Source organism: Paenibacillus sp. Leaf72, from assembly GCF_001422685.1.
GTDB lineage: Bacteria > Bacillota > Bacilli > Paenibacillales > Paenibacillaceae > Pristimantibacillus.
In genome coordinates, this window is the sequence record NZ_LMLV01000005.1 from 151,283 (window position 1) to 172,331 (window position 21,049).

General features: G+C 47.7%; 15 protein-coding genes, 2 pseudogenes and 2 CRISPR repeat arrays. All 17 genes and pseudogenes read left to right on the plus strand.

Going from position 1 to position 21,049, the window contains the following annotated elements; genetic code table 11:
- Nucleotides 1-152 precede the first annotated feature (152 nt).
- The 17 genes and pseudogenes from cas3 (at nucleotide 153) to cas2 (ASF12_RS12300) (ending at nucleotide 19,724) form a co-directional block, all read left to right on the plus strand.
- On the plus strand, nucleotides 153-2,621 hold the full coding sequence (cas3, locus tag ASF12_RS12230) for a CRISPR-associated helicase Cas3' (protein WP_327204916.1): 2,469 nt from the start codon (nucleotides 153-155) through the stop codon (nucleotides 2,619-2,621).
- Between the two features lie 491 nt (nucleotides 2,622-3,112).
- Nucleotides 3,113-3,835: a type I-C CRISPR-associated protein Cas5c gene (cas5c, locus tag ASF12_RS12235; RefSeq protein WP_056034657.1), complete on the plus strand. Its 723-nt coding sequence runs from the start codon at nucleotides 3,113-3,115 to the stop codon at nucleotides 3,833-3,835.
- A complete protein-coding gene (cas8c, locus tag ASF12_RS12240) occupies nucleotides 3,832-5,778 on the plus strand; it encodes a type I-C CRISPR-associated protein Cas8c/Csd1 (RefSeq protein ID WP_056034660.1) in 1,947 nt (648 codons plus the stop codon). Before cas5c ends, cas8c begins: the two co-directional genes overlap by 4 nt.
- A 12-nt stretch (nucleotides 5,779-5,790) precedes the next feature.
- Entirely contained in the window at nucleotides 5,791-6,657 is an 867-nt protein-coding gene (gene cas7c, locus ASF12_RS12245; RefSeq protein WP_056034664.1) for a type I-C CRISPR-associated protein Cas7/Csd2, read from the plus strand.
- On the plus strand, nucleotides 6,644-7,303 hold the full coding sequence (gene cas4, locus ASF12_RS12250; protein ID WP_056034668.1) for a CRISPR-associated protein Cas4: 660 nt from the start codon (nucleotides 6,644-6,646) through the stop codon (nucleotides 7,301-7,303). Before cas7c ends, cas4 begins: the two co-directional genes overlap by 14 nt.
- The gene (gene cas1c / locus ASF12_RS12255) at nucleotides 7,300-8,331 is read left to right on the plus strand and encodes a type I-C CRISPR-associated endonuclease Cas1c (protein ID WP_056034671.1); all 1,032 of its coding nucleotides are present in this window, start codon (nucleotides 7,300-7,302) and stop codon (nucleotides 8,329-8,331) included. The genes cas4 and cas1c overlap by 4 nt, the downstream gene beginning before the upstream one ends.
- Nucleotides 8,332-8,341: 10 nt before the next feature.
- Nucleotides 8,342-8,632, plus strand: coding sequence for a CRISPR-associated endonuclease Cas2 (gene cas2, locus ASF12_RS12260; RefSeq protein ID WP_056034675.1), 291 nt, complete (start codon nucleotides 8,342-8,344; stop codon nucleotides 8,630-8,632).
- A 205-nt stretch (nucleotides 8,633-8,837) separates the two neighbouring features.
- A CRISPR array of direct repeats spans nucleotides 8,838-10,351; the repeat unit is 33 nt; unit sequence GTCGCACTCCGTACGGAGTGCGTGGATTGAAAC.
- Nucleotides 10,352-10,813: 462 nt separating this feature from the next.
- The gene (locus ASF12_RS12265; RefSeq protein WP_056034678.1) at nucleotides 10,814-12,346 is read left to right on the plus strand and encodes a contractile injection system protein, VgrG/Pvc8 family; all 1,533 of its coding nucleotides are present in this window, start codon (nucleotides 10,814-10,816) and stop codon (nucleotides 12,344-12,346) included.
- Between the two features lie 10 nt (nucleotides 12,347-12,356).
- Entirely contained in the window at nucleotides 12,357-13,487 is a 1,131-nt protein-coding gene (locus ASF12_RS12270) for a pentapeptide repeat-containing protein (protein ID WP_081418775.1), read from the plus strand.
- A 33-nt stretch (nucleotides 13,488-13,520) separates the two neighbouring features.
- Nucleotides 13,521-14,051 (plus strand): hypothetical protein, encoded by a 531-nt coding sequence (locus ASF12_RS12275; protein ID WP_056034681.1) that lies wholly within the window; start codon nucleotides 13,521-13,523, stop codon nucleotides 14,049-14,051.
- Nucleotides 14,032-14,649, plus strand: coding sequence for a hypothetical protein (locus tag ASF12_RS12280; protein ID WP_056034684.1), 618 nt, complete (start codon nucleotides 14,032-14,034; stop codon nucleotides 14,647-14,649). Before ASF12_RS12275 ends, ASF12_RS12280 begins: the two co-directional genes overlap by 20 nt.
- Nucleotides 14,650-14,682: 33 nt before the next feature.
- The gene (locus tag ASF12_RS12285; RefSeq protein WP_235533137.1) at nucleotides 14,683-15,057 is read left to right on the plus strand and encodes a DUF4280 domain-containing protein; all 375 of its coding nucleotides are present in this window, start codon (nucleotides 14,683-14,685) and stop codon (nucleotides 15,055-15,057) included.
- A 22-nt stretch (nucleotides 15,058-15,079) separates the two neighbouring features.
- Complete coding sequence (locus ASF12_RS12290) at nucleotides 15,080-17,863, plus strand: polymorphic toxin type 30 domain-containing protein (protein WP_081418776.1); 2,784 nt, start codon at nucleotides 15,080-15,082, stop codon at nucleotides 17,861-17,863.
- A gap of 26 nt (nucleotides 17,864-17,889) precedes the next feature.
- On the plus strand, nucleotides 17,890-18,333 hold the full coding sequence (locus ASF12_RS12295) for a hypothetical protein (protein WP_056034690.1): 444 nt from the start codon (nucleotides 17,890-17,892) through the stop codon (nucleotides 18,331-18,333).
- Between the two features lie 231 nt (nucleotides 18,334-18,564).
- Nucleotides 18,565-18,909 (plus strand): annotated as a pseudogene (locus ASF12_RS35605) (SMI1/KNR4 family protein); the annotation flags it as partial.
- 319 nt (nucleotides 18,910-19,228) lie between these two features.
- Nucleotides 19,229-19,425, plus strand: a pseudogene (locus ASF12_RS35610) (subtype I-C CRISPR-associated endonuclease Cas1); the annotation flags it as partial.
- Between the two features lie 8 nt (nucleotides 19,426-19,433).
- Nucleotides 19,434-19,724 carry a CRISPR-associated endonuclease Cas2 gene (cas2, locus tag ASF12_RS12300; RefSeq protein WP_056034693.1) on the plus strand — a complete coding sequence of 97 codons (291 nt, stop codon included), beginning with the start codon at nucleotides 19,434-19,436 and terminating at the stop codon, nucleotides 19,722-19,724.
- Nucleotides 19,725-19,930: 206 nt separating this feature from the next.
- Nucleotides 19,931-20,913: direct repeats of the CRISPR family, unit length 33 nt; unit sequence GTCGCACTCCGTACGGAGTGCGTGGATTGAAAC.
- Nucleotides 20,914-21,049: the final 136 nt, after the last annotated feature.

A 21,049-nucleotide genomic window follows, 5' to 3' on the forward strand; every position in this document is an offset into this window, starting at 1 on the left:
TGCCTGGAACAGAAGACCACTCCCAAAAGGGGTGGTCTTCTGTGCGTAAAAGACGGTAATTTATCTATTTTTATAAAATTTTAGTTGGAAATAGAGGGATATGTTGGAAATTGTCGAATCTGTGTTTTAAATCTAGTTCAGGAGGCGCTTTGGTGTATATTGCACATATTCGAGAGAAAGACGGCAAAATTCAAACGGTCAAAGAGCATCTGATCGAAGTAAAGGAAGGCTGTGAGCAGCTTGGAGGCAAGATTGGTGCAAGCCATCTGGCGGGACTAGCTGGTTGGCTTCATGACCTAGGTAAAAATACGACTGCTTTTAAAAATTATATCCAGCTCGCAGTAGCAGCGGCGAATGATGGGGATACGAGGGCGCCGAAAAGAGGCTCTGTCGATCATTCGACCGCAGGCGGCAGACTGGTCTATCGCAGGTACCACAAGAAAAGCACGAAAAATACGGATAAGATGGCGGCAGAATGGATCGCCAACTGCATTATTTCCCATCATCAAGGGCTGCGGGATTTTATTGATCCGGGCAAAACATCGCCATTCTTAAAAAGAGTGGATGAAAAGAAGGAAGCAGACATTGAGCAGGGCTATGAGCAAGCCAATGCGGTTTTCTTCGAGCAGCATACCGAGGCTGAGATGGATGCGTATTTTGCCAATGCAGCAGCCGAGCTTGAACAGCTTATAGCGGTTATGCAGAAATATAAACTGCCGAGAATCACCTGTTCGCTGCTGATCAAGTACATTTTCAGCTGCCTGATTGACGCGGACCGAACCAATTCGCGGCAGTTTGAAGAGGAGGAAGCAGCGGAAGCAGCTGAGGATCATGCTCCATTTTTCAAGAGAAGCTACAAGGCTTTAATGAAAAAGCTGGACGAAATGGACGAAGCGGAGGACGCCGACCATCCGATTAACCGCCTGAGACGGGAAATGTCGCTGCAATGTGATACTTTTGCGCTTCGTCCGTCAGGTATTTACACGCTGTCCATTCCTACAGGGGGCGGGAAGACGCTGGCGAGCCTGCGTTACGCGCTAAAGCATGCGATAGAGACAGGAAAGCAGCGCATTATCTATATCGTGCCGTATACAACGATTATTGAGCAGAATGCGCAGGAGATCCGGGATATTTTGCAGGAACACGATATGATTTTGGAGCATCATTCGAATGTCATTGAGGAGTCTGATCCGCCTGAAAAAGTGGAGGAAGCCGAAGCCTATGATATCCGGCGCAAGAAAATCAAGCTGGCGAAAGATACGTGGGATCGCCCGATTATTTTTACAACGATGGTCCAGTTTCTGAATACGTTTTATGCGAAGGGAACGCGGAATGTACGGAGGCTGCATCAGCTTTCAAATGCGGTCATTATTTTCGACGAGGTGCAGTCGGTACCAATCAAATGTATATCGTTGTTTAATGCGGCGCTGAATTTTTTGCATGCATTTGGGCGCTCCAGCCTGCTGCTTTGTACGGCGACGCAGCCTGCTCTGGATGGAGTGAAGCATCGCCTGCAATTGAAGGAAGATGCTGAAATGATCGAAAATCTGGATGAAGTAGGTCGGAGCTTTAAGCGGGTGGAGGTTGTGGATCGAACGACTCCGAGCGGCTGGAAGGCGGAGGAACTGGCGGATTTTGTGCTGGACAGGATGGATGAGATCGACAGCACGCTGGTGATATTGAATACGAAGTCGGCTGTGCGCAAGCTGTTCGCTGAGCTGGAGAAGCGTCAGATTTCAGGGGACTGTGATGCAAGGCTGTTTCATCTCAGCACAAATATGTGCGCGGCTCATCGTAAGGACGTGCTTAAAGAGCTAATAAAAGCACTCGCTGCGGAAGAAAAGGAACGGGTCATTTGCGTAAGCACGCAGCTTATTGAAGCAGGCGTCGACATCAGCTTTGAATGTGTTGTTCGCTCCCTTGCTGGTCTTGACTCCATTGCGCAAGCAGCAGGCAGATGCAATCGGCATGGGAAGGAGGCGATTCGGAATGTTTATATTATAAAGTCTGCGGATGAGGTACTGACGCATTTGAAGGAGATTAGCATCGGTGCGGAGCAAACGCAGCGCATATTGAACGAGATGAAGGAAAATCTGAAGCTTTATGGGGGAGAGCTGTTATCGAAGGCGGCGATGCAGGCTTATTTTAGCTACTACTATGCCCTGATACAAGATGACATGCAGTATCACATACAGAAGCTGAATCAAAATATTTTCGAGCTGCTGGAACTAAACAAGGGATATGCTGATGGTTACCTAGGAAAGAACGGTAAAGCTCCTGAGCTGACCAGCTTTTCGGCGTTGGCTACGGCGGAGCAATATTTTGAAGTCATTAGCAATGTGGCGCGAACGGTACTCGTTCCTTATAACGAGGAAGCGAGAGAGCTGATTCTTGACTTGAACGGCGATCTGAAGGCAGGTGAGCTTGGCGTGCTGCTGCGTAAGCTTCAGCCGTATGTCGTCAACATTTATGACCATGAGTTTAGGAAGCTTGATAAAAATGGTGATATTCAGCCCCTTCTGCATGGCGAGGTGCTGGCTTTAAGTGAAACGGCTTATTCTAAGCAGTTTGGTGTGGAGACAGATGGCGATGGAGAAATGTCGTTAGCGATTTTTGGGTGAAAAGAGAAAAACCCACCTAAGGGCGGGTTTTCAAATGCAAAATCATAAATTTCAATCCACGCTTTTCAGCGACAATTAAAAAAATTGTATTGGATTTGAAATCATTTATTTAAGTAAGGAAATGTATAGTTGTTTCAAGCATTCTTTTAAAATTAAGGCATGTTGTGAGGATTGTGAAATGATTTATAGCAAGCTCTTAAAGAAGAATAGAAAACTCCAGAAAAAACTTGTAAGTGCAAATAAGATCATAAGACGACAAGCTTACAAGATAAAACAGATGGAGCTTGATTTTGCTCAACAAGTGAGTGAAATTCTTCGAAAAAATTAAGAAATAATATTTGGTTATATACTTTTTTTGATGAAAACGGGCGCTGAAAACAAAAACAGCGTATGGCAATCAAATCTGCGATACTTCGAATTTTTCATCTTCCAGCGCCCGTTTTGATATTAATAGAGTTTAGTTTATATAACCACTGGAAAGGAGGACAACCATGCGTAATCAAATCGAGTTTGAGGTATTTGGTAGCTACGCGCTGTTTACAGACCCGTTGACCAAAATCGGGGGAGAGAAGTTCAGCTATCAGGTGCCGACTTATCAAGCGCTGAAAGGGATTGTCGAATCTGTTTACTGGAAACCGACGTTGATCTGGTATATCGATGAGGTTCGTATCATGAACGTCATTCAGACGGAGTCCAAGGGCATGCGTCCGATTGAATATAATGGCGGGAATACGCTTGCCTATTATACCTACCTGAAGGATGTGAGCTATAAGGTTCGCGCTCATTTTGAATTTAATCCTTATCGGGAAGACCTTGTCTATGACCGCAATGAGCATAAGCATCACAACATAGCCAAACGCTCGGTTCAGGCAGGGGGGCGCAGGGATATTTTTCTCGGGACGCGTGAATGTCAGGGTTATGTAGAGCCTTGCGCTTTTGAAGAAGGAACAGGCTTCTATGATGACGTGCCGGAAATGGATTTCGGCAATATGGTGCATGGCATCAGCTATCCTGACGAAACGGGCAGGGAGGAACGAGAAACGCGGCTGTGGCGAGCCAAAATGTATAATGGCGTCATATCATTCATTCGGCCAGAAGATTGTACGTTGACCCGCAAGACGGGAGAAGGCGAGGTCAAGGCATTCGGTCCTGAAAATATGGAGTCGGTAGACTCGCTGCATGAACAGCTGTTTGCAGGGGAGGAGAGGACATGAGCTGGCTCGCTAATTTGAGCAGGACGTATGACAATCATGCGGAGTCTATTGGGCAGTTTGAGAAGAAAAGGAATGGGCGCGAATATGCCCTCATTCCGATCTCGCATACGACTCAGAGCGCCCATATTGAGGTGATCCTGAATGGGCAGGGAGAATTTTTGAAAGCCGAAGTCATTGTCAAGGAAGAAGCAAGTACGATTATCCCTTGCACAGAGGCCGCTGCCAGCCGGACAAGCGCACCTGTTCCGTATCCGCTGTTCGATAAGCTGGTGTACGTTGCGGGCGACTATGCAAGTTATGTAGGTGAAGTGAAAGGTACGCCACATGCAGACTATATGGAGCAACTTCGTACTTGGTGTACATCTCCTTATACCCATCGGAAGGTGGAGAGCGTCTATCGGTATTTGGAAAAAGGGACGCTGATAGCAGATTTAGTTGAATATGAAGTGCTGCATGTTAATGCTGGAGGCAAGCTGCTTGACAAGTGGAGCTCGGATATGGAAGAGAGCGGCAAAGAGAAGCCGGATATTTTTAAAGTTATTGCCTCTGAGCAAAGCTCCGCTTTCGTAAGGTTTGCGGTGCAGATTCCGGGAGATACCGAGCCGAGGCTTTGGCGAGATCGTGCGGTTCAGCAAGCTTTTATCCAATTTTATGACCAGCAGCTGGCGGAGACGGACTTATGTTATGTGACGGGAAAGCAGCTCCCTTATGCAGACAAGCATGCTTCACGTATCCGTAATTCGGGGGATAAAACGAAGCTGATTTCAGCCAATGATACGAGCGGTTTCACGTTTCGCGGACGTTTTCGTACAAGCCATGATGCGGCCTCCGTCAGCTATGAGGTTTCGCAAAAGGCACATAATGCATTGAAATGGCTCATTGAGCGGCAGTCCTTTCATCTGGATGGAAGAGTTTTTCTCGTCTGGGGGCCTGAGCGGCTTGAAATGCCAGATCCGCTGGGTGATATATTCAGTTATCTGAATGAGGAAGACGAGGAAGAAGCGGCTGGAGATGCGGCTCACAAGGAATACGCGAATGAAGTGCGGAAGGCGCTGGGCGGCTACCGCTATGATGGTGACTATAAATCCAATGTCCTTATTATGATTCTGGATGCCGCAACGCCAGGGCGGTTGTCTATTGTGTATTACCGAGATTTGAACAAGGAGCTGTTTATGGACAGATTGCTGAAATGGCATGAATCCTGCTTCTGGCGGCATCAGTACAAGAAAAATGCGCAGGACAAGTACGTTGCTTTTACCGGCGCTCCGGCTACGCGCGATATTGCTTTTGCTGCTTATGGACCACGGGCGAGCGATAAGGTTGTCAAAGGACTGCTGGAGCGGATGCTGCCCTGTATCGTAGACGGACGCCCCATTCCAATAGATATTGTGCGCAGCGCCATTAGCCGTGCGTCCAATCCTGTAGGGATGGACATGTGGGAGTGGGAGAAGACGCTGAGCATCGCCTGCGCGTTGGTCAATAAAACGAATGAGGAGAGGAGCTTTCAAGTGAGCCTAAACAAAGAATTGGACGATCGGAGCTACTTGTTTGGAAGATTGCTTGCTATTGCCGATGTATTGGAGCGCAGAGCGCTAGGCAGGGAGGAGAAGCGGGCTACAAATGCGGTGCGGTATATGAATACGTTTGCCCAGCGCCCGGGTCGCACATGGAGTGTCATTCAGTCGAATCTTCAGCCTTATCAGGCACGGATGGGAACGGACGCATGGTATCTCAACAGCTTGCTGGATGAGGTTGGAGCGAAGCTAAAGCCGGAGGAGTTTACAGATAGCCCGCTTAGCGGACTGTATTTGCTCGGATTTTATAGCCAGCGTCACGATTTATATACGAGCAAGAAGAACAAGGAAAGCGAAGCCGGGAATGGGCAGGATGGCGAGCAGGCAGATGATTCTGAGCTGGAAAATGATCACGAGACTAACGAATAGGGAGAGATTTAAATGAGCGTACTTGACCATAAAATTGATTTTGCTGTTATTTTATCCGTCCGAAATGCCAATCCGAATGGCGATCCCTTGAATGGCAATCGTCCAAGACAAACATATGAAGGGAATGGCGAGATTTCTGATGTGTGCCTAAAGCGCAAAATACGTAACAGGCTGCAGGACATGGGTGAATCGATTCTCGTACAGTCGGATGAGCGCCGTGACGACGGGCATCGTAGCATTAAAGACCGTGTAGATGCGAATGCGGATATTCAGGAGTATGCCAAGGGTAAAAAACAAAACAATGAGCTTTACGCGCAGGCAGCCTGCAAGGCATGGATTGATGTGCGGAGCTTCGGGCAGGTGTTTGCTTTTAGCGGTACCGATGTTTCTGTTGGTATTCGTGGCCCAGTATCTATTCATACTGCTGTCAGCGTTGAGCCAATCTCTATTTCCAGCATGCAAATTACGAAAAGCGTCAATTCGGTGACGGGCAAGGACCCGAACAAGAAGGGTTCGGACACTATGGGGATGAAGCATAGAGTGGATTTTGGCGTCTACGTCATCTACGGCAGCATCAATACACAATTGGCGGAGAAAACGGGCTTCACTAAGGACGATGCGGAGAAGATTAGACAAGCACTTATTTCTCTTTTTGAAAATGACACCTCATCCGCGCGCCCGGACGGCAGTATGGAAGTTCATAATCTTTTCTGGTGGAAGCACCAGTCCAAGCTTGGACAATACTCCTCAGCGAAGGTACATCGCTCCTTGGAAATTCAACTGAAAGAAGGAGTAGTCGAAGGAAAGTCGATCGACGACTATACTTGGACGATTCAGCCGCTTGAGGGCTTGGAGCCTCAAAGATATGTGGGACAATAACGAAGAAGATTTTCTAATGCTTTCCGGCATTCAGCATTTCAACTTTTGCCGGAGGCAATGGGCGCTTATCCATATTGAGCAGCAATGGGAAGAGAATGTACGTACCGTTGAAGGTGCGCATTTGCACCGCAAAGCCGACCAGCCGATGCTGCGGGAGAAGCGTGGGGACAAGCTGATTGTCCGCGCGCTTCCCGTACAATCACGGAGGCTGGGTATTTCCGGCATATGCGATGTAGTTGAGTTCGTTCGAGATAGCTCAGGTGTTCCACTGGCGGGAGAGGAAGGCTTATACCTTCCGTACCCTGTGGAATACAAACGCGGCAAGCCGAAGCGGAATGATTCCGACCGCTCTCAATTAGTAGCCCAGCTCATTTGTCTGGAAGAAATGTTAATGTGCGAGCTGTCGATGGGCTATCTCTACTATGACGAAATCAAGCATCGGGTTGAGGTGCCGGTCACGGAAGCGGACAAAGTGAGGGTCAAGCAAAGTCTGGATGAGATGCGCCACTACTATGAGCGAAATCATACACCGAGGGCGAAGACGGGACCGCATTGCCAGAGCTGCTCTTTAAATACCGTTTGTTTGCCGGAAATGCTGGAGCGAAAACCCGTTTCAAGCTTTATTGAAAGCAGGTTATACGAATGAAAAAGCTGCTGAACACGTTATTTGTAACGATGCCGGATACTTATTTGTCGCTCGATGGCGAAAATATTGTCATCAAGCGTGACGACGAAATTGCCGGACGCTATCCGCTGCATAATTTGGAGGGAGTCTGTACCTTCGGTTATGCGGGAGTCAGCCCGGCACTTATGGGGAAATGCGCAGAAAATAACATCGGACTGACCTTTATGACTCGCAATGGACGATTTTTGGCACGGGTCGTCGGTGAGGATAAAGGGAACGTTGTGCTCCGCAAAGAGCAATATCGCATTTCCGATGATGAGCGCCGAAGCGCTATTTTTGCCAGAAATATGATTTTGGGCAAAGTTTATAACAGCAAGTGGGTGGTTGAGCGTGCCTTGCGGGATCATGCTCTTCGTTTGGATACCGAGCGAATGAAGCAGGTCAGTGCTTCGCTATCGGAATCTATGAAGCTTATTCGTGGCGTGGAGCAGCTGGATATTTTGCGTGGATTGGAAGGAACGGCTGCTGTGCAATACAACTCGGTGTTTGACCAGTTGATTTTGCAGCAAAAGGAGCAGTTCTTTTTCCATGGGCGAAATAAGCGTCCTCCGCTGGATAATGTCAATGCGTTGCTTTCTTTTACTTACTCGCTGCTTGCAAAAGATGTGACAGCCGCGCTGGAGTCCGTGGGACTAGACGCTTACGTCGGCTTTCTGCATCGGGACCGTCCGGGGCGAGCCTCGCTTGCGCTGGATATGATGGAGGAACTGCGGAGCGTATATGCTGACCGAATGGTGCTCTACCTGATCAACAAGAAGGTCGTTAACGGCAGCGGCTTCGTGAAAAAAGAAAATGGAGCCGTCATCATGGACGATGACACGAGGAAAGCAGTGCTCAAGGCGTGGCAGGAACGCAAGCAAGAGAAGATTATGCATCCCTATTTGAACGAAAAGATGGCCTGGGGACTCGTTCCTTACGCTCAGGCCTTATTGCTTGCGAGGCATATTCGTGGTGATTTGGACGAATACCCGCCATTTTTCTGGAAGTAGGTGAGATTGTATGCTTGTGTTAATTACGTATGATGTGAGTACATCAAGCAAGGAAGGGCGTAGAAGGCTCTCGCGAGTGGCGAAAACCTGTCTGAATTACGGTCAAAGGGTACAAAACTCTGTATTTGAATGTATTGTGGATGCGACAAAATTCCGCCAATTGAAGTATGAGTTGGAGGAGTTGATCGATAAGCAGACGGATAGCCTGCGCTTTTACAATTTGGGTGACAATCATAAAAGCAAGGTGGAGCATATTGGGGCAAAAGAAGCCTATGATATGGAGGCTCCGCTCATTCTATAGGCAAAATTTTTTTGCGGATTCTTGGTGCGAATGTGAAGCTCCCATAAAAACCCTAGGGGATTCGCACCTCAGAATTTGTAGTAATTTGTCGAATTTGAGTTACTTCAAGAAAAGTCAAGGTTTGACTCAGATTTTTTTGGTATTATATTTATTGAAAAATGGGGTGATTGATGCCATGATGGGATCAATCACTTGTATTTTCGCTGTCGCACTCCGTACGGAGTGCGTGGATTGAAACATACAACTCATTTACGTCCATTTCTTTTCCTCCGTCGCACTCCGTACGGAGTGCGTGGATTGAAACCTGTGAATGTGCCATCGGCGCCATCACCATTAAGAACGTCGCACTCCGTACGGAGTGCGTGGATTGAAACAATGATGCCATCCTTGAAGAGAACCTTCGTTTCTGTCGCACTCCGTACGGAGTGCGTGGATTGAAACCTCCTCAGTTAATTTAGGTTTATCAATCCGTTGGTCGCACTCCGTACGGAGTGCGTGGATTGAAACACAAGAAAATACGACGACTACGATAAACGTTTAAGTCGCACTCCGTACGGAGTGCGTGGATTGAAACAAGTGTGACAGGATCATGCAACTCGATCATCGTAAAAGTCGCACTCCGTACGGAGTGCGTGGATTGAAACACGTCCCAAAATAAACCCCATCCAGAGACACGCGTCGCACTCCGTACGGAGTGCGTGGATTGAAACCATTCGAGGTGATATTTAGTTGTAACGATCCTCGGTCGCACTCCGTACGGAGTGCGTGGATTGAAACCCTGTATCATCAATAGCCAAGACATAAAAATTAGTCGCACTCCGTACGGAGTGCGTGGATTGAAACACTTTCGGGAATATCTATTAGCTCCAGCTTGTTAGTCGCACTCCGTACGGAGTGCGTGGATTGAAACATCGTTCGGGAGCCTGACTTGCTGCTTGAGCATGGTCGCACTCCGTACGGAGTGCGTGGATTGAAACCATCTATACCCCGAAACGACCTATGAAAACCTTGGGTCGCACTCCGTACGGAGTGCGTGGATTGAAACCGCTTGGTCGGCTTGCTAACCGTGAGCTGCGTGGTCGCACTCCGTACGGAGTGCGTGGATTGAAACAGTTGAGTGTGAAAAATTCTGAGATGCCAAATGGGTCGCACTCCGTACGGAGTGCGTGGATTGAAACTGCAGGATCTTGAAGCAATTGTGATCGATGATAGTCGCACTCCGTACGGAGTGCGTGGATTGAAACCGAATGGGGCGATCCACCGCCAGGCGGCATTATTACGTCGCACTCCGTACGGAGTGCGTGGATTGAAACTCATCGCAATAGGATGTAACCTCATACCCCATCTTGTCGCACTCCGTACGGAGTGCGTGGATTGAAACATACTGCCCGCCTCCTTTATTGGACATAAGCCCGAGTCGCACTCCGTACGGAGTGCGTGGATTGAAACAGCCTTGAAAACATGAAGGAATTTATCAAGGCAAGTCGCACTCCGTACGGAGTGCGTGGATTGAAACCTCAAGCTTTTCATATATTTACGTGTAAAGTCTGTGTCGCACTCTGTACGGAGTGCGTGGATTGAAACGTGTTGAAGGGAATTTTCCGCGCGGCGAAGCTGGGGTCGCACTCCATACGGAGTGCGTGGATTGAAACTCCCTAAAGGTTAATCCGCGAACTGACGTTCTATGTCGCACTCTGTATGGAGTGCATGGATTAAAATTTTGAATTAGAGGTAGATGCGACCTTTCAAAAAAAGTCGCACTCCGTATTGTAGAAGAACAGTAAGTGTCACGGACTCAAGGTAAGATTAAAAATCAACTTAAGAGGTCATATGAAATACGCAGGACCTCGAGTAGCACAGCCTAATTTTTAGCAGTAAGACAGCGGAAAATTTCATGATAGCACGGGCCTAACGCTAGAATTTAGCGTTAGGCTTTTTTTGTTTTCAAGCTCCTTTTAGCTGGTGTTTGGAGATAGGCATAAGCAAATTTACTTATAAAAACAGTTAAATCTTTGTTATAAAACACAAAATTACAATAAAATATTTCTGTATTAGTGCCTACTATTTTAAATTAAAATTACTAGAATTGTATTAACTTTCCTTTATCAGGCGCCGATAATGATAGAAATAAAATAAAGTTAAACATATACAAATTACCATCTGAGAGGGAGACACAAACGAATGGGTGATCAAGTGCTAAATTATGGAGATATTCGAATGACCTCCTATGAGCTTGTCCGTTTGCATGAACTGGAAGTCGTGAAAAGTGTCAATGACCATGCCTATTTAAGGTTTTCAGGCGTAATTCATGAAGAGAAGAAGGATAGCTATGTCAATCAGACTACGGCACAGACACCGGTAAAGGTGCTGCTGAAGGACAAGGGGACGGGAAAGGAAGAAGTGCTGTTCAGCGGCTTTGTGCTTGATGTGGAGGTAAAGGCGGTTCGCGGCATTTATTATATCGAGGTAAAAGCGGTCTCCTATACGTATTTGCTCGACGTGAAGCGGAATAAGCGCTCTTTTCAAAATCCGAAGCTAACATATATCGGGCTGGTGGACGCCGTCATTTCTAATTACTCCAAAGCGGATTGTATAGATGCAGCCAGCCAAGGCCAAGCGATTCAAACGATTGTGATGCAGTATGAGGAGACGGATTGGCAGTTTCTGAAGCGTATCGCTTCACGGTTTTATACGGTGCTTGTTGCTGCGGCTGAAATGAGCGCGCCGTGCTTCTTTCTGGGACTGCCAGAGGGTCAGGACAAGGGCAAGCTTGTGGCCAAGCATTATACCGCGAAAAAACGGGTTTCGGAGTATCAATATGCAGTAGAAAATGATGTGCCCGGCATTGATGATCAGGACTACACCGTGTATGAGGTAGAAAGCGAACGGCTGCTGGTGCCCGGCAACGAGGTGCTTTTCAAAGCCAGAAAGCTTGTTGTAGGGCGTGCCGTATCCTGTATGAAAAATAGTATTCTCACCCACACCTATCAGCTGTTCCCCAGAAAAGGTCTGCGGCAAAAGAAGGAATATAATCAAGCGATCATTGGTGCTTCCATTCAAGCGACGGTCGTCAAAATCAATAAGGATACGGTTCGTGCCAAGCTGGATATGGATGATCAGGAGGACCCAAATACCGATTATTGGTTCCCCTATTCCACGATTTATGCCTCGGAGGGCAACACCGGCTGGTACTGCATGCCGGAAGAGAACGACAACATTCGGATTTATTTTCCCAGCAGCAAGGAAGAAGAAGGCTACGCAATCAGCTCGGTCAAACGTGGAGCGTCTTCTGGTGCCAAAGCATCGAGCGGTTCATCAGGTTCAACAGGAGCAAGTGGATCAACAGGGGCAGCAGCTTCGCGGGCTGTTGTGCCAGCTGCCTCCGCTTCTGGCGGGGCCGAGGACGACGGCTCGGATTGGATGTCCAATTCGGACCGTAAAAGCTTTCGCACGAAGTACGGAAAAGAAATTGTATTGGAGCCGCATCAGATCGTCATTCAGGCAGGCGGCATGTCGATCGTCATCAGCGATGCGCAGGGCATCCAAATTACGAGCGATCAAAACATTAGCATAAATGCAGGCGGCAGCATGATGATGAAGGCTAAAAACATTCAGCTGTCAGCGGGCAAAATCGAGCTGAGCGGCAAAGCGAATACGATTACGCTGGGCGACAGCCTCGTCAAGGTTGACGGCGAAGAAATCAAAATGAATTAGAAGGGCGCATATGGCGATGAATAAACAGCAGGTGATCCAGCATTTTACCGAGCATCATGGCATGCCGGCGTTCGAACAGCAGATTGTGGAGCTGGAGCATTATTTTTTGCAAAATAAAGCAGGGCTGGTGGACGGTTTGATCGCTTCCTTCCGTCAGATGTGCGGACATCTGCACCTTCTCCAGCAGAATGGGCGGAAGGGGCCGATTGCTTTTATTCACTATTCGATGCTTCGCACCTCCGTTTTGGATCAGTCGTTCACTTACAAGATGGAAGGCTACTCGGAAAAATGGTACGGCGACCCCTCACCTTTCTTTCATGCTTATGATACAAGCTGGCTGTATCAAGATATCCCTATTATCCGGCAGGTACTGGACAGGGCGCGCAAAACGTATATGAATCAGATTAGGGCAGGCGAGGTAGAGCGGATGGTGCTTAGGCAGCTTGAGGTGCTTCATCCTTTTGTTGTCGCTATTGCACGTATCGCTATGCCGCTAGCGATTCAGCTGCCTGAATATAAGGCGCTCATAAAGGCGCCTGTGCTGCGTGTGAGAGTTGGCGAATATATGGATTTCAGCGAGGATGTTTATGTGGAGCATCAGGAGCCGCGCGATGAGCGGGATATTCGAAATCGTCTGGAACAAGACCAGGGGCAAGGGCATAGACAGGGGCAAGGGCAAGGCGGCATTCAGCCTTATGACAGCTTGCGGGGGCTGGATTTGAAGGGCGTAAAGTGTAAAGCAGCTGATTTGCGATATGTGGATTTCAGTGATAGCGAGCTGACCGATAGCGGGTTTCAGAGCTGTGCCCTTATTGGCTCGAGATGGCAGGCTTGCTCCGCCGCAGGGGCGGATTTTCGGCACTCCTTACTAACGGATGCCGACTTTCGGCATGCCGATTTGCGCGGAGCCCTCTTCGAGCATTGCAGCGGGCAGCCGTTTAAAGAGGGGCTTCACCGCTTCCCTGGACTGCTTGGCGTACAGTTTGATGGTGCGAATTTGGCAGGGGCGAGCTTTGTTGGCGCAAGGCTGGGGCGGTCGAGCTTTGAAGGCGCCAATCTGGAGCAGGCTGTTTTTTCTGCGATAGATCAGCAGCTTTTCCCGCTATCCGAGCAGCAAAGGCAGGTCATTCAATGGGTATGAGCGGGTGCGGGCGCAGTTGGAAGGGGGAGCGCAATGAGTGAGTATTTTATTTTAAAGGAAGATCAGCAGCTGGATGGTACCTTTAAGCCGCCTAGATTTGACAATGGCAAGCCTTTTGCACAGCTGCCTGCGATTTCCGTAGTGGATGTGGCGGCTCAAGGAGATGTCGAGGTGCTGGACTGGCTGGAGCGGCCAATCCGCATGGTATCTGACAAGATAAAAACGATCGCCATTAAATATAACGCCCGGATTGCTTTCAAAAGAGTGTATTTCATGAACCGGGAGCAGCAGTTCCAGCCGCTTTATTGGGCTATGCAGGTTCCGCCCATCGACGCGCTATCGGTTCAAAGCAGCTTTCATCCGGATCAGACGATAAAGCGGCTGGTGCTCGCGCGGAGCAAAATAGCAGGCCATCATATTTTTACTCTTGCGGGGGTGAGAGAGCCTTATCTCGTCCTTAGCTTGGCGGCGGCTGAGAGCTTGCTGCGCCGGGAGGCGACGGGGGTTACGCTTAACCGGGTCGAGGTAGATGAGGAGGGGCCGCATGAAGCGTTATATGGATGAACAAATATTGGATACGTGGATCAGGAAGCCTCATGCAGATACAGCGGACCGCGAGCCGCAATGGGTAGTTGAAGGCGAAGGGGGCTTTATCAGAATAGACGGACAACCATATCGCATGCAGGAGCTGCGGCTGCTGGATGGGCGCGTAAGCTTAATGCTGCCTTCCTCGTTATCGGCGATGCAAGAGTCGGGATCACTCAAAGCGCAGGTGGAGGCCAAGCAGCAGCGAAAGCATGAGCAGTGGTCATTTACCGATGAAACGAAGAGCATCGTATGTACGCTCAGTTGGTTAAAGCATGAGCTGCAGCGGCCTTACCTCGAGGGATTTGCACAAGCGATGGTCGTGAAAATCAAGCAAATGCGCCCAGAGCTGCTGCTAACGGGCGGCGGCATGCTTAAGCCGGAGGCACATGAAATCGCCTTCTACGAATGCCTTCTTCCAGAAGGAGAGAAGTCCGTTTATCAGGTTGTAGGGATGACCGTGTTTGCCGGGAGAGTGTTGATGAGCAGCTTTCAATTTCCGCTGCGCGAGGTAGAGCTGTGGCAGCAGCTGGCCCATGCGGCTATCTCGACGCTTAAGCTGGCGGAATCATCATAGAACGGATGAGGAAAAGGCGAGGGGGAGTAGGACATGATGTTTACGATGCTGCTGCAAGCGCTTATGAACGGCATGCTGGAGGGCGAGCATTTTTATGTAGTCAGAGGGGCCGTATTAAAATGCAGCGAAGGCTCCGATCCGGGTGTGCTTAATTTGCCGACCTCCCATGGCGTCTATATTAAAGACCAGCCTGCCTTGCATGTGATGGATGCCGTTCCAATCGACAACATCAGCCATTTTGGCTTTTGCAAAAAAACGGGCGGTGTCTGCGAGCCATTGACCTGCGGGCCATGGACAGATGGCAAGAAGGATGTGCTTATCGACGAGCAGCCCGCACTGCTTAGTAAATCCCAATTAATGTGCATGACTGGAGGCACCATTACGATCGATCAGGATGGGCAGCTGTAGCCATTGAAGGGCGCTGAGGGGGATGATGATGAAGGAAAAGCAAGCGGAGGAAACAGCGGCAGATTACAAGGATCTGCGCTTCGTGTGGCCCTATGGCAAGCTGCGGCTAGAGCAGCTGGAAATCATTCATGCATTTGGGGAGCATGGCAAATTAATTGTAGTGGGTACCGTAGCAGAGGAAAAGGAAGATGAAATTATAACCCATGCATCGGCAAATGATCATATCGGGGTGTACCGGGTACTCAAGGATGGCAGGAAGCAGCCGCTCTTTCTTGGACAGCTGCATCATGTCGAGCTGCATGCCGCAAGGGATGGGGTTCGTGTGCAGCTTGAAGTCTTGTCCCATACCTATGATTTTGATACGCGCCGAAAGAAGCGTTCTTTCCAAAGCACAGATCATACATACAATGAGATTGTATGGTCTATTGTACGCGAGTATGGGCGTGGAGACGTTATTGATACGGCATTTGGGAAGAAGAAGACGGGTAAATTTTTGATGCAATATGAGGAGACGGATTGGGAATTTCTCAAACGCTTGGCTTCTCATGTTGGGGCGGAGCTGGTACCGGATATTGCGGCACATAAACAGCAGTTCTGGATTGGCATTCCGGATGGCAAGGCTCCGATTGAGCTGGAAGGCCATCCCTATGAAATCAAGCGGGAATTAGCGCCTTATTTAGAACGGGAAATGAACCATGAGTCTGGCGGGCTAGAGCAGCATTATACGTCCTATCGGTTTGAGTGGGGGAAGCTGCTCCAGCTTGGCGATGAGGTGAAGCATAACCATGTCACCTATTTCATTACGAAGCGGCATGGATGTCTGAAGCATGGGCTGCTTCAGTGGAGCTATGAATGTGCGCTGCCAGAGGGCTTGAAAAAGCGCAAACTGCATAATCTGGCGATCATTGGAGCTTCTATCAATGGCAGCATTATCGACGTGGAGCGCAATCAGGTCAAGCTGCATCTGGAGATGGATAGCAAGCAGGATGCAGGAGAAGCGCAGTGGTTCCCGTATTCAGCGGAAGGGAATCAGGTGCTGTACATGCTGCCGGAGAAGGGGGCAGCGGTTAAGCTCTATTTTCCAAGCGCAGATGAGGATGAGGCGATTGTAACCCATGCGGTGCGGATGAAGGCGGAAGGAGCACAGCAGGAGAAAAGCCACAAGACGATGGCCGATCCGGGTGTTAAGTCATTTGGCAATCCGCAGGGCAAGGCCTTCAGCCTGGGGGACAGCGAGCTGCATATGACCGCGCAAGAGGGAGCGCTGTTCATTTCGCTGAACAAGTATACGGGTGTGATGCTGAACAGCTCGACGGCTGTACAGATTCAAGCCGCTGGCTCGCTGAATCTAAGCGGCGGTTCGATTGAAGTAAGCGGTGAAGAAAGTCTCTACATTCAGACGGCAACGGAGTCGATCGACTTAGGGGAAGAAGTGAATGTAAAGGGAAGCGAGATTGAGTTAAAAGCAAGTGTGACGAAAACGTATGAGCGAATATTAAGCCCGTTTGAGCAACAGGTGCAAGAAAAGGGAATCAAGCGAGTGGCGGCTGAGCGGATGATGGAAAACCAACTGGCGCGAGGCAGTGGGGAATTAAAGGCGCTAAAAAATGAAGCGTTGGAGCTTTGGGATTTGGCGGTAGATGCAGCGGATATCTTAATTAACTCGGATACGGTGTACGAGTGGGTGAGCGGTAAAGAGGCCGCGCCGCTGGAAGAACGCAATGATCTGATGAAAGGATTTTTACAAGCGGTAGATTATGGCATGGAAACGGTGACGCTGCAGAAATCGGGAGGAGAGATCTGGAGCGATATCACTTCCGCTGCCACAAGCTTTGTACAGCCGATCGTGGACATGCCTACTTTTAATCCGATGATGTTTAATCCGGCCTTTATATTAGTCCCGAAAAGCATGACGCTGAATCCAACCGAATTGCTCTTTCAAACGAAAGAGGAGAGCGAGGAAATCGGACAGAAAACGATGGAGGGCTATATTCGCATTGTGGATGCGGGCACGATGGTTTTAGGTGCAGCGGGAGCGACGAAGTCCCTTGCCAAAGGGGTGGGCAAAGGCGCTAAGAACGGGTATACGGATGGAGGAGATGGCCCAGAGGGGAAGAAGGATAAAGATGGAGAAGGGAAGCCGCTTCTCACAGATCAAATGGACGAAGCAGCCGCGGCAGCATCAAAGGACGGGAAGCTAAAAACGAACGCGTCCACGCTGGAAAAGCTATTGGATGAGCTGGAAAAGGAAGGTATACTGGTAGAAAAACTGCGTAATGCTGTGCTGGAAATGCTGCCTTTCCGTGTAGTTGTGAAGCAGACCGCCGATGGCTCGAGGTTCTGGCAGATGATGAGCCAAGCGGAATATAGGCAGATGACGCGGATGGATGGCGATGGTGGCGGTAAGCATGGTCCTGAGGGGAATAAACTGGGTACTGGTAAGGTTGGAGATTTTAGTGACATAGAGGGAGCGTCGATAGATGAAATATTATCTCGAATACCTACAGATGCAAAGAGACGTGAGTTATTTCCAATTGAAGGAAAAGTGATGGAAGGTTTCGAATATAAATGGGTAGAAGATGGGCAAACAATACGTGTTCGTGTTCATGGTCCTGACTCATCACCTGATATTCCAGCAGGGAGTAATGCTGCTAATGGTTGGATAGTAAGAATTCAAAAAGGTAAAAAATATTTTGATCCTGTAACAGGTGAATATCAGCCTCCCGGCATATCAAACCCTGCTAGCGAGTTTTATAATGAAGATCTTATTAACCGTACCCACATACCTATTAAATCTCCTGACTAAGTAGGAGAAGAGTGGAGGATGAAGAAATGAAACTAGTTGAAAAATTGAATTCTATATTTTCAATGGACGATGAGGTTGAGAAAGAAAATGCAATCGAAGCAATAGGGGATATTTTAGAATATGGAGGTCTGGATACCAACGAGATAATTGAAGGCGTTAATTCATTAATATCATATGTAGTTTTAGAGAAAAATGATACATTAAAAGAAAGTATTCTACATACTATTAATAACGCTATAGTCTATCAGAATGTAGCTGCTGAAATCTCATTGGATGTATTTATTCCTTATATATCATCATTGAAAGTAGAGTATCTGACGTATGTAATATCGTTCTTGGGCTTTTCAGGGAATCATAAGTATGTACCAATTTTAGAGACATTTTTAATTCATCCTAGTAAAGAAATACAAGAGGCAGCTAAAGAGGCGCTTTCTGAAATTAAATATAGGAATTCTAATATTAAAGAGTAATGATGAGTTTTCTTTATTATAGCAGGGTCATAAAAACAACTAACAACAGGCATGTTAAGAGATATAGTTTTTAAGAGTTCGGTGAACATAGTGGGAGGGGGATGTATTAAGATTAAGTACGGATCTATTTATCCATTACCAGATAATACTTTACTATTTGAAAAAGCGCGTAAATGGAGAATTAAATTACCAGAGGCGTATAAACAATTTATTACATAATATAATGGTTCTTCTCCTGAAAAAGATAGCTTTATATGTAACGGTCATAGTTACACGATTGATAGGTTTTTGTGTATACTAAAAGTAACTGGGGATAGGGATAATGAGTTCTATGATATTGGTGTAGTTAGAACCCAGTTGGATGAAAGGATTGTTTCAGATGAAGATTTAGTAGGCACTGAATTGTTACCGATAGCGGTTTTATTTGCAGGTGATTTTGTGTGTTTAGACTATCGTAATAATGCTAAAGAGCCTTCTGTATGTGTTTGGAATCATGAAGAATCGACAGACGTAGAACCGGTCACATATTTTGCGAGTGCGAGTTTCGAAGAGTTTCAAGCAATGTTAACTGAATAAAAATTAGGGATGCTCAGACTCCTTACCGATATTCATATAAGCTTATTTACAACCCCAACTATAAACAACAAGCCAAAAACTAAAAAACTCGATAAACTTGCAAAAGCTTATTCCAACTTGAACCATGAGTTAGGAATGAGCTTTTTGTTATACTGTTGAAAAATAAAATCCGCCCTGATTATGATTGGAAGTAAGATTGAGGTAAGCGGTGAAGAAAGTCTCAACATTCAGACGGCAACGGAGTCGATCGACTTAGGGGAAGAAGTGAATGTAAAGGGAAGCGAGATTGAGTTAAAGGCAAGTGTTTCATGAAAAATAAAATGGAGCCGTTATCATGGACGATGACACGAGGAAGAGGTGCTTAAAGCGTGGGAGGAACGCAAGCAGGAGAAGATCATGCACCCCTATATGAATTAAAAGATGGCTTGGGGGCTCGTGCCTTACGCCCAAACCTTATTGCTTGCGAGGCATATTCGTGGTGATTTGGACGAATATATGCCATTTTTCTGGAAGTAGGTGTTCATATGCTCGTATTAATTACGTATGATGTGAGTACATCAAGCAAGGAAGGGCGTAGAAGGCTCTCACGAGTGGCAAAAACCTGTCTAAATTACGGTCAGAGGGTACAAAACTCCGTATATGAATGTTTTGTAGATGCGACAAAGTTTCGCCAATTGAAGTATGAATTGGAGGAGCTAATCGATAAGCAGACGGACAGCCTGCGCTTCTACAATTTGGGTGATAATCACAAAAGCAATGTGGAGCACATCAGTGCAAAAGAAGCCTATAATATGGAAGCGCCGCTTATTCTATAAGCGAAAAAATTTTTGCGGATACATGGTGCGAATGTGAAGCTCCCATAAAAACCCTGGGGGATTCGCACCTCAGATATTGTAGAAAATTGTCGAATTTGAGTTGTTTTATGCAAAGTCAAGGTTTGATCCAGATTTTTATAGTATTATATTTATTGAAAAATGGGGCGATTGATGCCATGATGGGATCAATCACTAGTATTTTCGCTGTCGCACTCCGTACGGAGTGCGTGGATTGAAACTTTACTGCGACAAGGCGTTTTACAATCGTCTTTACGTCGCACTCCGTACGGAGTGCGTGGATTGAAACAGCGCCATAGCCAAGAAGTTTCGGCTGACGCAGTAGTCGCACTCCGTACGGAGTGCGTGGATTGAAACCTTGTGATTATACGACCGATCATACAATCGTACTCGTCGCACTCCGTACGGAGTGCGTGGATTGAAACTAATGGATGGCCTATTGATCAAGCCTAGATTGGAGTCGCACTCCGTACGGAGTGCGTGGATTGAAACTGGCTGAACTTATTAAGCAAGAAGAGGCTGGAGCTGGTCGCACTCCGTACGGAGTGCGTGGATTGAAACATCCTCAATCAGCTCCACGCTTGACCAATCATACCGTCGCACTCCGTACGGAGTGCGTGGATTGAAACCAAAGCCACTTAATAACAATAGACACTCCCCACCGTCGCACTCCGTACGGAGTGCGTGGATTGAAACGACCTTAGGACGAAAGACGATATGTCTATCTCGTTGTCGCACTCCGTACGGAGTGCGTGGATTGAAACACAGTCTGAACGGCGGCACTAGTTGCCGTTGTCAATGTCGCACTCCGTACGGAGTGCGTGGATTGAAACTCGTCGTCGTCTTCATCCATTTGAAACTTAATCAGTCGCACTCCGTACGGAGTGCGTGGATTGAAACACCGTAGTAAAGGATACGAAGAGGGCGCATTTATGTCGCACTCCGTACGGAGTGCGTGGATTGAAACTAGAGCCAACGCTAGAATACGATAAGACGCTTAAGGTCGCACTCCGTACGGAGTGCGTGGATTGAAACTTGTTTATATTGTTGGGTTGCCGTTGCTTTCGCAGTCGCACTCCGTACGGAGTACGTGGATTGAAACCCAAATAACATCTTGATCCCAATCTAACTCAATTCGGTCGCACTCCGTACGGAGTACATGGATGGAAACTTTTATGTACTTATAGGGAGATGAATATTGTATCTCTGTCAATAGAGTAGACACAAGAAACCGAGATTTTTAAGCTGCCTTTCGGTACCTGCGTTCGCATTCATTGGGAGTGAGATACCCGATGGTCGAGTGAATG